The organism is Stenotrophomonas testudinis (assembly GCF_024499815.1).
Taxonomy (GTDB): Bacteria; Pseudomonadota; Gammaproteobacteria; order Xanthomonadales; family Xanthomonadaceae; genus Stenotrophomonas.
In genome coordinates, this window is the sequence record NZ_JAMOKY010000007.1 from 71814 (window position 1) to 84324 (window position 12511).

Sequence of the window (12511 nt, forward strand, 5' to 3'; positions counted from 1 at the left end):
CACGGAGGAACCCGATGCTGTCGCGCACCGCTCTGAAGTCCCTGCTTGCCGCCACCCTGCTGCTGGCCGTGCCCGCCCTCGCGCAAGCGCAGGCGCAGGCCCCCGCCACGTCGTGGAAGCGTGGCATCGAGAACCAGCGCCAGGCCGACCTGGGCGACGGCACCTTCCTCAACCCGGTATTTGCCGGTGACCGCCCCGATCCCTCGGTGCTGAAGGACGGCCAGGACTACTACCTCACCCTGTCCTCGTTCGACGCCTACCCCGGCCTGCCGATCTGGCATTCGCGCGACCTGGTGAACTGGCAGCCGCTGGGCCATGCGATCACGAAGAACGTGGGCGCGATCTGGGCGCCGGACATCGTCAAGCACGAGGGTCGCTACTACATCTATTTCCCGGCCCGCACCGGCGACAGCCGCAGCAACTTCGTGGTCTGGGCCGACAGCATCAAGGGGCCGTGGAGCGAGCCGATCGACATCGGCCTGGGCGGCTACATCGACCCCGGCCACGCCGTGGGCGAGGACGGCAAGCGCTACCTGTTCCTCAGCGGCGGCGACTACGTGCAGCTGGCCGACGACGGCCTGAGCGTGGTCGGTACGCCGAAGCACGTCTACGACGGCTGGAAGTACCCACAGAGCTGGGACGTGGAGGCCTATGCGCAGGAAGGCCCGAAGATCCACGTCCGCGATGGCTGGTACTACATGACCACCGCCGTGGGCGGCACCGCCGGCCCGCCGACCGGGCACATGGTGATCACCGCGCGCTCGCGCTCGATCCATGGGCCGTGGGTGAACGCGCCCAACAACCCGATCATGCGCACCCAGTCGGCCGCCGAGCCGTGGTGGTCACGCGGCCATGCCACGGTGATCGAAGGCACCGACGGGCGCTGGTGGATGATGTACCACGGCTACGAGAACGGGTACTGGACGCTTGGCCGGCAGGCCCTGCTGGAGCCGATCGAATGGACCGCCGATGGCTGGTTCGTGGCCAAGGGCGGCGACCTCGGCCAGCCGCTGCGCAAGCCGTCCGGTGAATCGGTGGGCGCGCATGGCATGGCCCTGTCCGACGACTTCCGCGGCAAGGCGCTCGGCCCGCAGTGGTCGTTCTTCAACCCGGCCCAGGACGAGTACCGGCGGCTGGGCTTCAGTGGCCAGGGGCTGGTGCTGCAGGGCAAGGGCGAGACCCCGCGCGACAGCTCGCCGCTGACCGCCATCGCCGGCGACAAGGCCTACCAGTTCGAGGTGGAGATGGACATTGCCCCGGGCGCGGTGGGCGGCGCCCTGCTGTTCTACAGCGACCGCCTGTACGTGGGCGTGGGCAGCAACGGCGAGAAGTTCATCATGCACCGCTACGGCGAGGAGCGCCCTACCCGCTTGGCGGCCAGCGCAAAGGGCGGCAAGCTGTGGCTGCGGGTGACCAACAACCGCCACATCGTGACGATCCACTCCAGCACCGATGGCCAGCGCTGGGAGAAGTACCCGGTTCAGATGGAAGTGTCCGGTTACCATCACAATGTGGCTGGCAAGTTCCTGGCACTGAAACCGGCGCTGTATGCGGCCGGCGACGGTGCGGTAACCTTCCGCAGCTTCCGCTATCGCGCGCTGGACTGAGCGCGCGCTGGAATCCCCAGACTTACCGGGTTCACTACATGTCAGTGCGCAACAAGAACGATGCCGCCACGCCGGCATTGGCGAAGGGCAAGGCCGCCACGATCAACGACATCGCGCGACTGTCGGGAGTATCGAAGAAAACGGTTTCACGGATCATCAACAACTCGCCCCTGGTGCGCAAGGACACGCGCGACAAGGTCGAGGCGCTGATGCGCGAGGTCGGCTACACGCCTGATCCGCTGGCCCGTGGCCTGGCCTTCCGCCGCTCCTTCCTGATCGGCATGGTCTACGACAACCCGACCGCCCAGTACATCGTGGACATGCAGTACGGCGCGCTGGACGCGCTGCGCGGTTCCAGCTTCGAACTGGTGGTGCACCCCTGCGACAGCCGCAGCCCGGGCTACATCGACGGCGTGCGCCGCTTCGTGCAGCAGCAGAAGCTGCACGGGGTGATCCTGGTGCCGCGTGCCTCCGAAGACCAGGCGCTGGCCGACATGCTGGATGAGATCGGCTGCCGCTTCACCCGCGTGGCCGCGCTGCCGCTGGATGAAACCTCGCAGATGGTGGTCACCCACGACCGCGACGGTGCGGCTGAAGCGGCCGATTACCTGCTTTCGCTGGGCCACCGCGAGATCGCCCTGGTGACCGGCCCCAGCGCCTACCGTTCGGCGCACGAGCGCACCGCTGGCTTCATCGACGCGCTGGCCCAGCGCGGCATCGAGCTGCCGAAGGACCGCATCATCGAGGCCGGCTACACCTTCGAATCGGGCGTGGCCGCCGCCGAGAAGCTGCTGCTGGGCAAGCGCCGGCCGACCGCCATTTTCACCGGCAACGATGAAATGGCCGCCGGCATCTACAAGGTGGCGCTGCGTGCGGGCATCAACATCCCGCGCCAGCTGTCCATCGTCGGCTACGACGACAGCCCGCTGGCCTCGCGCCTGTGGCCGTCGCTGACCTCGGTGCGCCGCCATACCCGCGATACCGGCCGCACCGCCGCGGCGATGCTGATCCAGCCCGACAGCCAAGCCGCGCTGCAGATCGCCAGCGTGCGCCCGCACCTGATCGTCCGCGACTCCTGCCAGCCGCCAGAGGACTGAAGCCTGCGGCATCAGTCCTGTAGGTCGCGACACCTTCAGGCCTCAATCCGGCAGGTCACGACCGTTGGTCGTGACACTTCACCTGCTTACCCCATCCACCCCGCCCGCCCAGCCACCGCTATCGTGCGGCGCAAAATGACACCGGTTACCAGCGTCGCTAGAATCGACCACGAACCGCGCCGGGGCCGAACCCTTCGGCCCGCCCCCTGCTCTGGAGAAGCCATGTACTGCAAGACCCACTACGCCACCCATCCCGACGCCATCAAGGGCGCCAGCAACGACCAGCTGCGCGAGCTGTACCTGCTCGACGGCCTGTTCAATGCCGGCCAGGTGACCCTGAAGTACACCCACTACGAGCGCTTCGTGCTCGGCGGCGCCGCTCCGGTCGATGCCCCGCTGGCGCTGCCGGCGCAGACCGAACCGGCCTCGGCGGCCGGTCATCCGTTCCTGGAGCGCCGCGAGCTGGGCGTGATCAACGTCGGCAGCGGCACTGGTACGGTCACCGTCGACGGCACCGTCTACACGCTGGGGCCGAAGGACGGCCTGTACGTGGCGATGGGCAGCAAGGACGTCGTGTTCGCTTCGCAGGACGCCGCCAACCCGGCGCAGTTCTACCTGGCCTCGACCCCGGCCCACGCGCGCTTCGAAACCAAGCAGCTGTCGATCAAGGATGCCGTGGCGCTGGACCGCGGCGCGCTGGAAACCAGCAACGAGCGCACCATCTACCAGTACATCGTGCCGGCCACCTGCCAGTCCTCGCAGCTGCTGCTGGGCCTGACCGTGCTCAAGCCGGGCAGCGTCTGGAACACCATGCCGCCGCACCTGCACGACCGCCGCAGCGAGGTCTATTTCTACTTCGACCTTGGCGCCAACGACCGCGTCTACCACTTCATGGGCGAACCGGACGCGCAGCGCCACATCGTCATGCAGAACAACGAAGCGGTGGTGTCGCCGCCGTGGTCGATCCACATGGGTGCCGGCACCAGCAACTACGCCTTCATCTGGGCGATGGGCGGCGAGAACCTGGATTACACCGACATGCACGTGCTGGACATCTGCCAGCTCAAGTAAGCCCTGCCAGGCCGCCGCGCACCGCGTGCCGGCGGCTGCCGCCGCTTCCCCCGCTCACCTCTACCAAGGAACGCATACGCAATGGCTAATCCCTTCAGCCTGGAAGGCAAGGTCGCTCTGGTAACCGGTGGTAATACCGGCCTGGGCCAGGGCATCGCCGTGGCACTGGCTGCCGCTGGCGCCGACGTCGCCGTGGCAGGCATCGCCCCGCCCACCGAAACCATCGAAAAGATCACCGCGCTGGGCCGCCGCTGCCTGGCCATCGAAGCCAACCTGATCAGCATCGAGCCGGTGGCGCGCGTGGTGCGCGAGACCATCGAAGGCCTGGGCGGGCTGGATATCCTGGTCAACAACGCCGGCCTGATCCGCCGCGCCGATGCGGTGGACTTCAGCGAGCAGGACTGGGACGACGTGATGAACGTCAACATCAAGTCTGCGTTCTTCATCTCGCAGGCGGCCGGCCGCCACTTCATCGAACAGGGCCACGGCAAGATCATCAACATCGCGTCGATGCTGTCGTTCCAGGGCGGCGTCCGCGTGCCGTCGTACACCGCCAGCAAGAGCGGCATCGCCGGCATCACCCGCCTGCTGGCCAACGAGTGGGCAGGCAAGGGCGTGAACATCAACGCCATCGCGCCGGGCTACATGGCCACCGACAACACGGCCGCCCTGCGTGCCGACGCGGACCGCAACAAGGCGATTCTCGAGCGCATTCCGGCAGGCCGCTGGGGCAACCCGGAGGACCTGGCCGGCGCGGCGGTGTTCCTGGCGTCGTCGGCGTCGGATTACATCAATGGTGCCGTTCTGCCAGTCGATGGTGGCTGGCTGGCGCGCTGAGGCACGTATCTGTAGCGCCGAGCCCATGCTCGGCTGTCGCGCTCTGATCGAAAATCAGCCGAGCATCGCTCGGCTCTACAGGAGTGCCGCGATGCGAAGGCTGTTGCTGCTGTTGCTGCTCACGTGCACCACCGCGCAGGCGGCGCCGGTGCGTCTGTTCATCGCGGGCGATTCCACCGCCGCCGAGTACGGGCCGGAGCGTGCGCCACAGGCGGGCTGGGGCCAGGCGCTGCAGAGCTACCTGGACCCGGCACGCTTCGAAGTACACAACCACGCCAAGGGCGGGCGCAGCACGCGCAGCTTCATCGACGAAGGGCGCCTGGAGGCGATCGCCAGCGAGCTGCGCCGCGGCGACGTGCTGCTGATCCAGTTCGGCCACAACGATGCGAAGTTCGAAGACCGCACGCGTTACACCGATCCGGACAGCGACTACCCGCGCCTGCTGATGCGCTATGTGCAGGTGGCGCGCGACACGGGCGCCACGCCGGTGCTGGTCACGCCAGTGGCGCGGCTGCTGTACGACTTCGGCTCACTGCTGGATACGCACGCGCGCTACACGCTGGCGATGCGGCAGCTGGCGGCGCGCGAGCACGTCGCGCTGATCGAGCTCAACGACCGCAGCACGCGCTGGATCCGTGCGCTGGGCGAGCAGGGTGCGCGGCCGTACTTCCTGTTCGTGCCCGAGCAGAACAAGGCCGACGGCACTCATTTCAGTGTGGCCGGTGCCAATGCGGTGGCCTGCCTGGTGCTGCGCGAGGCGGTGCCGCTGCTGCCCGCGCTGAAACCGGCACTGGTGCGTGACATCGATTGCGATGTGATGGGCGCAGGGCAGGGTGCCGATGCGCAGCGACCCTCGCAGGTGCTGCATGAAGACACGGTTGCACGCGTGCAGTCCGGCCCGCATGGCGGCGCCGGTCCGACCACCGCGTACCCGTTTTTTGCCGACGCGACGGACCTTCCGTTCGTGCTGCGCAAGCGCGTGCTGCACAAGGGCGCCGGCATCGGCCTGCACCCGCAACACAAGGATGAGATCTACTACATCGTGAGCGGGCAGGGCAGTTACGTGCTGGATGGCAAGCAGCACGACGTGCGCGCGGGCCACGCGCTGCTGACCCGCACGGGCAGCACGCACGCGCTGCAGCAGGTGGGTGAGGAGGACCTGGTGGTGCTGCTGGCGTACCCGCGGTGATCGAAACGCAGCCGAGCATGGGCTCGGCTCTACAGAACAGCGCCGCTTGGTAGAGTCGAGCCTACGCTCGACTTGGCTCTACAACGGCTCCGGGCCGAAATGCTTCAGACCCAGCCGCGCCAGGTCTTCCGGCCGCGCGAAATAGGCTTCGTCGAAGGCGTGCAGGGCGGCCTGCTCCTGTTCGGTCATCGCGCCGTACAGGTCGTGCAGCTGCGTGATCGCCGGGTCGTCCTCCAGCCGGTCCAGCAGCCCGCGCATGCCGGCCAGGATCGCGTGGGTCTGCACCGCGCCCATCGCCTGCAGCGCACGCAGCGCCAGCTGGCAGGTCGGGTCGCCCCAATTGCACAGGAACTGCATGAAGCCGCCATTGTTGATGTCCGCTTCCATGCGCCACAGCGCCACCAGCTGCTGGTCTTCGTCGGACAGCGCATCCAGCGTCCACGCGGCCGCCTTCAGACGCGCCAGCGCGGCCTCGTAGCGGTCATCCCACACCTGGCTGGGGATATCGACCACGCCTGCCTCACGCGGCGGCAGCAGGGCGGGCCAGTTCACGCCGAGACCATTGGCGGTGGCAACCCAGTGCGCACGCTGTTCAGCCGTGGCTTGGAACAGCGCGGGCGCCCAGCGCAGTGGCTGGCGGGTGCGGCGGCCATCGGCCAGGATCAGCAGGATGAAGTCGTCGTTGAAGGCGACGTCGGTTACGCGCAGCGACGCAAATGCATCAGTCATGCCGTGCAGGATACCCGCGCGGCAGCGCGTATCACACGTCGCCGCCGTCCGCCCAACCCTCACCCGTACCCGCCTGGAATACGCGATCGTTGGCCTGCACGTCACCGGCGGGCAGGTGCGCCTGGTCGGCCAGCGCAGCATAGATCGGGGTGAAGTCCGGCGACGTCGCCTGCATCAGCTGTTCGAAGCTGTCGATGACGAAGTAGGTCTTCTGGAAGGTGTCGATGCGGTACTTCGTGCGCATGATCCGCTGGAGGTCGAAGCCAATGCGGTTGGGCGCGGTCGATTCCAGCGAGTACAGCGATTCGCCCTTGGACGAGACGATGCCGGCGCCATAGATGCGCAGGCCGTCGGCGGTGTCGATCAGGCCGAACTCCACCGTGTACCAGTACAGGCGGGTCAGGTTCTGCAGTGCATCCGGGCCGATCGCATGGGCTTTGACGCCGCCGCGGCCGTAGGCCTCCATGAAGTCGGCGAACACCGGGTTCATCAGCAGCGGCACATGGCCGAACAGGTCGTGGAACAGGTCCGGTTCGGCGATGTAGTCGATCTGGTCCGGGCGGCGGATCCACCAGGTCACCGGGAAGCGGCGGTTGGCCAGGTGGTCGAAGAAATCCAGTTCCGGCAGCAGGCCTTCCACGCCCACCAGGGTCCAGCCGGTGGCCGCGCCCAGCACTTCGTTGAGCTGGTCGAAGCGCGGGATCATGTGCGCGTTCATGCCCATCTCGTCCTGCGCGTCGAGGAATTCCTGGCAGGCGCGGCCGACCAGCAGTTCGCGCTGGCGCTGGTACAGCGTGCTCCAGGTGGCGTGGTCGTCGCCGGTATAGGTCTCCCACGGCTGCTCGACGAGCGCGGTGGTGTACACCGGCACGTAGCCCTTGTCGGTCTGCTGGTGTTCGACGCGGCGGGGCTGGGCGAGGTCCATGGGGCACTCCTTGAAGGGATACCGGTGATGCTAGGGCAGGGCGCGCGCAACAGGGTTGCAAAAGTTGCGCGTAACAGGCCTTGTGGCGCAATATCCTTGCGTACTCACCGTGTTGCGGGGCAGCAATGGCCGGAGAAGTCCAGTTCGATCGCACGGATATACGCCTGTTGGCCGAGATCCAGCGTGATGGTCGCGCCACCAACGCGGAGTTGGCGACGCGGGTGAACCTGTCGCCGTCGGCCTGCCTGCGGCGCCTGCAGCGGTTGGAAAGCGAAGGGGTGATCGTCGGTTACGGCGCGCGCCTGGAGCCGCGCCAGCTGCGCCTGGGCCTGCAGGCCTTCGTCCGCGTGCAGCTGGAAAAGCACGACCAGGCCGCCATCGGCCACTTCGTGGACAGCGTGCAGGGCTGGGATGAGGTGGTGGCCTGCCACGCCCTGACCGGCGACATGGACTACCTGCTGCACGTCTACGTGCGCGACCTGGAACACTTCTCGCGCTTCCTGCTGGACAAGCTGCTCAACGCCGGCGGCGTGGCCGACGCTAATTCCAGCTTCGTGCTGCGCACGGTGAAGGGCTTCCAGGCGCTGCCGCTGTCGCAGCTGGAATGAACGGCCGCCGCGATTTGACGGCGCCGGGCGGGTAGCCGAGCATCACCGCCCTGCGCGCGCCGCAGCGTTCCCTTCCGGTTCCAAGCATGTCCGAACTCCAGCACCCGGTGCTTACCACCACCTTCCTGCCGCTGCAGCGCAAGTCGCTGGCGCGCTTCATCGCCCATGGCACGCCGCCGCAGACCGTGCTGGAACAGGCTGGGTTGATGGCTGCGCAGCTGTGCCGCGCGCGCCTGCACACACCAGCGGAAATCGAGCGTCTGCTGCACGAGGCCTGCGCGCTGTTTGCCAGCCATGACGGCGCGGCCGCGCAGCTCGCCGGCGCCGGCGGTGGTGGCCAGCCGGAACTCGATGCCTGGCTGGCCGCGCTGGCCGCTCATGGCGTGCTGCTGGCTCCGGCAGAGATCCTGCAGGACTTCATCGTGCAGTCGCCCAGCGGGTACCCCGGCCTGGCCCTGCAGCAGGCCTGCCAGGAAACACTGGCCGAACATGAGATCCGCTTCCCGGCCGCCTTCGCCAGCGACGACGAGGACGATGACCAGGACGAGGCTGTTGCCAGCGACGCGCGTGCAGTCGAGCACCATGGCCTGTACACCTCCGAGCAGGCCCGCGTGCTGCGCGCGATCGCGGCCAACCCGGATGAACTGATCGACCTCGATGGCTACGCCGGTACCGGCAAAGGCCATCTGGTGCTGGCGCTGATGGACGCGCGCCCGGGCCGCTACACCTACATCGCGCCGTCGCGCGGCCAGGTCGAAGCGTTCCGCGCCCGCGTGCCGGCCAGCACGGCGGTGCGCCTGCTGACCCAGATCGAGTTCGCCAACCGCGTGGCCCAGCACGCCGCGCGCAGTGGCCAGACCGGCGGTTTCATCGCCAGCTACCGGCGCAGCACCCGCACCCCGCGCGAGATCGCCGGCCGCATCGGCCTGCAGGGCATCGGCGGGCGCAGCCCGGAGCAGGTGCTGCTGACCGCCTTCGAGGCCATCAACCGCTGGTGCGCCTCGTCCGCACCGCGCATGGCATTCCAGCATTTCGACCGTTCGGTGCCGGCCGCGATGCTCGACGTGACGCCCTACCTGGCCGCGGCCGAGCACGTCTGGCGCAGCATGTTCGATGCCGAGCTGCAGCGCGGCACACTGCTGAGCCTCAGCCCCGCGCACATCGGCAAATGGCTGGCGCTGCGCGGCGTCACCCCGCCACAGGACATGGGCATGCTGCTGGTGGACGAGGCGCACGACCTGAGCCCGTCATGGAAGCAGCTGCTGGCCGGCCACGCCCCGGGCGTGGTCAGCCTCGGCGATCCGCACCAGTGCCTGTCTGGCACCGTGCCGCGCTGGGCCGCATCGAAGGTGCTGGAAATGCACCAGTCGGTGCGCCAGGGCAACCAGGTCGATGGCTTGGTCAACCAAGCGCTGGCGCTGGACGGCCTGGGCCAGGACAGCGGTCCGTTCGTCGGTGCCGCCGACCGCGCCACCGGCGTGCTGCATTACCGCGACTGGTCGCAGGTGCCAGGCAAAGGCCTGCGCATCCACGGCAACGTCGCCGATCTGGCGCTGGATGCCGCACAGCTGCACGCGCACGGGTTGCGGCCCTACCTGCACCCGGCGTCGCTGCGCGCGCTGCGCAGCGCGTTGCAGGGGACGCTGGATGCATGGCGCCGTCGCGACAGCGGGTCGAACCAGATGCAGGAGCGTTTCCTGTCCAAGCAGGCCGGCGAAGGGCAGGGCGCACTGCAGGCATTGTTCGCCTCGGCCGAGCGCGTGCAGTCACTGCTGCAGGCACTGGATGACCAGGACACGCCCGCCGATGGGCGCGTGGTGCTTTGCCTGGCCGAACATGCGAAAAACCTGCAGTTCGACGTGGTCTCGCTGTCGCCGGGGTGCTTCAGTCCGGGGCAGGGCGTGCGCATCTGGCACAACCCGGTGCGCGCGGTGTACCTGGCGTTGACCCGCGCGCGCCGCCAGCTGCACGTGCCGGCCGATGGCATGGAACAGCTGCAGCACACCGCGGCGCTGCAGGAACAGGCACGGCAGGCCCGCCGGCGCGAGCGGCAGCAGGCCAGCGGTTACCGGCCTGCGCGCTAGGACACGATTACGCGCCGCTCAGCAGCGGCGCGCCGGGGTGATCAGCACTTTTCCTTGCGGCCCATCAGCTTGCCCAGGCGCGACGGCTCATCGCACTTCGGCACCACCGGTGCGGCCGGTGCCAATACAGCGGCACGTGCCTTCTGCATCTGCTGGATCTTCGCGCGGATCTGCGGCATCGCCGCCATCGCGGCCTTCTCGCCCTCGAGAATCGCGGTGCCGCGCTGGCTGAAATCGGCAGCGCCGATGTCCAGCACCTTCGGCCGGATGACGATGTCGGCGCGTGCCAGTTCCTGCTCGCCCAGGCGCTGGCCCATGATCGAGATCGACTGGTTGACGATGCCCAGCATGCCGGTCGGCGCCTTGCCGCTGGCCTTGCTGGAGATGTCCACGGCGATGACGAACTCGGCGCCCAGCTGGCGCGCGGCATCGACCGGCACCGGGCTGACCACGCCGCCGTCGATGTAGTTGCGGCCACCGATCTTCACCGGCTCGAACACACCGGGGATGCTGCTGGAGGCGCGCACGGCCTGGCCGACGTTGCCGCGCACGAAGATCGCGCGCTCGCCGGTTTCCAGCTGGGTGGCGACCGCGGCGAACGGTTTCTTCAGCTTCTCGGCCGGGCGGTTGGCCACCTGCTCGTTGACGTAGTCCTGCAGCTTCTGGCCCTGCACCAGGCCGCCGGAGAACAGGCGCACGTCACGGATGCTGGCTTCATCGAGCGCCACCGCCTTGCTCTGCATCTGGAACGCGTCCATGCCGCTGGCATACAGCGCGCCGACCACGCTGCCGGCGCTGGTGCCCGACACCACCACCGGCTCGAACCCGTTGGCTTCCAGCATCTTGATCACGCCGATGTGGGCAAAGCCCTTGGCCGCGCCACCACCGAGGGCGATGCCGATCTTGATCGGCTTGGCCTGCGGTAGCAGGGTCGGCTGCGGCGGCGGAGTGGGGCGGACCTCTTCGCCACCGCAACCGGCCAGCAGGCCGAGCAGGGCGACGGACAGCAGCACGCGGGGGCGGAACAGGCTCATCGGCAATGCGCTCGGGGCGCCGGATTCAGGAAAGGGCGCCAGCATACCGAAGGATGCAAAATCCATGGGTAGCGCCGGGCCATGCCCGGCGGATGGTTCAGGTGCCGCTGTGCTCGCCGGGCATGGCCCGGCGCTACCGTGCAGGGTCAGAACCGGTTGTCGCCGCCCAGCGTGCGGCCCAGGCCGCCCAGGATCGAGCCCTCGCCACGGCTCTGACCGCCACCCTGCGGCGCGGCCATCCACATGCGCCCGGCGAGGCGCGAGAACGGCAGCGACTGCAGCCAGACCTTGCCCGGCCCGGTCAGGGTGGCCAGGAACACGCCCTCGCCACCGAACAGCATGCTCTTGATGCCGCTGACCCGGCGCACGTCCATCTCCACCGTCGGGTGGTAGGCCACCACGCAGCCGGTATCGACGTCCAGGCGCTCGCCGGCAGCCAGTTCGCGCTCGATCACGCAGCCGCCGGCATGGATGAAGACCCAGCCGTCGCCTTCCAGCTTCTGCATGACGAAGCCTTCGCCGCCGAACAGGCCGGTCATGATCCTGCGCTGGAACTGCACGCCGATGCGCACGCCGCGCGCGCCGGCCAGGAAGCTGTCCTTCTGGCAGATCAGGCGTCCGCCGTGCTGGTCCAGCTTCATCGGTAGCACCGTGCCGGGGTAGGGCGCGGCGAAGGCGACCTTGCCGCGGCCGGTGCCGGTCTGGGTGTAGACGGTGGCGAACAGGCTTTCGCCGGTCACTACGCGGCGGCCGGCGGCCATCACCTTGCCCATGAAACCGCTGCTGGCCTGCGAGCCGTCGCCGAACACGGTGTCCATCTGCACCATGGATTCCTTGAACATCAGCGCGCCGGCTTCGGCGATCGCGCTTTCACCTGGGTCCAGGCCGATTTCCACGAACTGCATTTCATGGCCGACGATGCGGAAATCGATCGGATCGCCGTGGCCGCCGCTGCTGCTGACGGTTTCAGTCGCGGCCGGTGCGGCAGCGGGCAGGACCGGCGATGCACGGCCGGGTGCGGCAGGTGCCGCAGACCCCTGCAGGACGCTGATTTCGGACACGGGTGTCCACCCTTCCATGCCCTGGCGCCAGGCCAGCGCGTGCGGGTTGGCCTGCGCAAATTGGCGCGCAGCGTCCTCGTCGAGCGGGCCGATCCGCTCGGCCTGGCCGGCGGCATGGAAGTACCACTGGGTCATCGCAGCAGCTCTGTGGCAAGGGGAGACACAGAGTCTAGCGGCCCGCCGGGGGCACTGCCGGTGAGGGGCCATGAACGATCGGCATTTGCGGCGTAGGTGCTGTATTGCAACAATTATCTGGTAGCGCCGTTTCA

At 68.3% G+C, this 12511-nt stretch carries 11 protein-coding genes; 7 read left to right on the top strand and 4 right to left on the bottom strand.

Annotated elements, in window-relative coordinates:
* The first annotated feature begins 14 nt into the window (after positions 1–14).
* From NQ204_RS06650 to NQ204_RS06670, 5 genes are all read left to right on the top strand, one after another.
* Complete coding sequence (locus NQ204_RS06650) at positions 15–1607, top strand: family 43 glycosylhydrolase (RefSeq protein ID WP_116864386.1); 1593 nt, start codon at positions 15–17, stop codon at positions 1605–1607.
* 38 nt (positions 1608–1645) lie between these two features.
* Positions 1646–2704, top strand: a complete 1059-nt coding sequence (locus NQ204_RS06655; protein ID WP_108767196.1) for a LacI family DNA-binding transcriptional regulator — start codon at positions 1646–1648, stop codon at positions 2702–2704.
* A gap of 222 nt (positions 2705–2926) precedes the next feature.
* Positions 2927–3775 carry a 5-dehydro-4-deoxy-D-glucuronate isomerase gene (kduI, locus tag NQ204_RS06660; RefSeq protein WP_108767197.1) on the top strand — a complete coding sequence of 283 codons (849 nt, stop codon included), beginning with the start codon at positions 2927–2929 and terminating at the stop codon, positions 3773–3775.
* 81 nt (positions 3776–3856) lie between these two features.
* Positions 3857–4612: a 2-dehydro-3-deoxy-D-gluconate 5-dehydrogenase KduD gene (gene kduD / locus NQ204_RS06665; RefSeq protein WP_108745609.1), complete on the top strand. Its 756-nt coding sequence runs from the start codon at positions 3857–3859 to the stop codon at positions 4610–4612.
* Positions 4613–4703: 91 nt separating this feature from the next.
* The gene (locus NQ204_RS06670; protein ID WP_256643403.1) at positions 4704–5801 is read left to right on the top strand and encodes a GDSL-type esterase/lipase family protein; all 1098 of its coding nucleotides are present in this window, start codon (positions 4704–4706) and stop codon (positions 5799–5801) included.
* A 78-nt stretch (positions 5802–5879) separates the two neighbouring features.
* On the opposite strand, the gene NQ204_RS06675 is transcribed toward NQ204_RS06670, so the two are convergent.
* Positions 5880–6530, bottom strand: a complete 651-nt coding sequence (locus NQ204_RS06675) for a DMP19 family protein (RefSeq protein WP_256643404.1) — start codon at positions 6528–6530, stop codon at positions 5880–5882.
* A 31-nt stretch (positions 6531–6561) separates the two neighbouring features.
* Positions 6562–7455, bottom strand: coding sequence for a phenylalanine 4-monooxygenase (gene phhA, locus NQ204_RS06680; RefSeq protein WP_116864383.1), 894 nt, complete (start codon positions 7453–7455; stop codon positions 6562–6564).
* 125 nt (positions 7456–7580) lie between these two features.
* On the opposite strand from phhA, the gene NQ204_RS06685 reads away from it, so the two are divergent.
* Both NQ204_RS06685 and NQ204_RS06690 read left to right on the top strand, forming a co-directional pair.
* Positions 7581–8063 carry an Lrp/AsnC family transcriptional regulator gene (locus NQ204_RS06685; RefSeq protein ID WP_116864382.1) on the top strand — a complete coding sequence of 161 codons (483 nt, stop codon included), beginning with the start codon at positions 7581–7583 and terminating at the stop codon, positions 8061–8063.
* Positions 8064–8149: 86 nt separating this feature from the next.
* Positions 8150–10147, top strand: a complete 1998-nt coding sequence (locus tag NQ204_RS06690; protein WP_256643405.1) for a hypothetical protein — start codon at positions 8150–8152, stop codon at positions 10145–10147.
* 41 nt (positions 10148–10188) lie between these two features.
* Here NQ204_RS06690 and NQ204_RS06695 read toward each other — a convergent pair whose 3' ends face one another.
* Positions 10189–11181 (bottom strand): patatin-like phospholipase family protein, encoded by a 993-nt coding sequence (locus tag NQ204_RS06695; protein WP_256643406.1) that lies wholly within the window; start codon positions 11179–11181, stop codon positions 10189–10191.
* A 146-nt stretch (positions 11182–11327) separates the two neighbouring features.
* Complete coding sequence (locus tag NQ204_RS06700; RefSeq protein WP_256643407.1) at positions 11328–12377, bottom strand: TIGR00266 family protein; 1050 nt, start codon at positions 12375–12377, stop codon at positions 11328–11330.
* Between the last annotated feature and the right edge of the window lie 134 nt (positions 12378–12511).

What these genes read in the sequence shown, in the direction of transcription:
- NQ204_RS06650 (WP_116864386.1), top strand. Translation starts at nt 15, where the DNA reads ATGCTGTCGCGCACCGCTCTGAAGTCCCTGCTTGCCGCCACCCTGCTG.
- NQ204_RS06655 (WP_108767196.1), top strand. Translation starts at nt 1,646, where the DNA reads ATGTCAGTGCGCAACAAGAACGATGCCGCCACGCCGGCATTGGCGAAG.
- kduI (WP_108767197.1), top strand. Translation starts at nt 2,927, where the DNA reads ATGTACTGCAAGACCCACTACGCCACCCATCCCGACGCCATCAAGGGC.
- kduD (WP_108745609.1), top strand. Translation starts at nt 3,857, where the DNA reads ATGGCTAATCCCTTCAGCCTGGAAGGCAAGGTCGCTCTGGTAACCGGT.
- NQ204_RS06670 (WP_256643403.1), top strand. Translation starts at nt 4,704, where the DNA reads ATGCGAAGGCTGTTGCTGCTGTTGCTGCTCACGTGCACCACCGCGCAG.
- NQ204_RS06675 (WP_256643404.1), bottom strand. Translation starts at nt 6,530, where the DNA reads ATGACTGATGCATTTGCGTCGCTGCGCGTAACCGACGTCGCCTTCAAC.
- phhA (WP_116864383.1), bottom strand. Translation starts at nt 7,455, where the DNA reads ATGGACCTCGCCCAGCCCCGCCGCGTCGAACACCAGCAGACCGACAAG.
- NQ204_RS06685 (WP_116864382.1), top strand. Translation starts at nt 7,581, where the DNA reads ATGGCCGGAGAAGTCCAGTTCGATCGCACGGATATACGCCTGTTGGCC.
- NQ204_RS06690 (WP_256643405.1), top strand. Translation starts at nt 8,150, where the DNA reads ATGTCCGAACTCCAGCACCCGGTGCTTACCACCACCTTCCTGCCGCTG.
- NQ204_RS06695 (WP_256643406.1), bottom strand. Translation starts at nt 11,181, where the DNA reads ATGAGCCTGTTCCGCCCCCGCGTGCTGCTGTCCGTCGCCCTGCTCGGC.
- NQ204_RS06700 (WP_256643407.1), bottom strand. Translation starts at nt 12,377, where the DNA reads ATGACCCAGTGGTACTTCCATGCCGCCGGCCAGGCCGAGCGGATCGGC.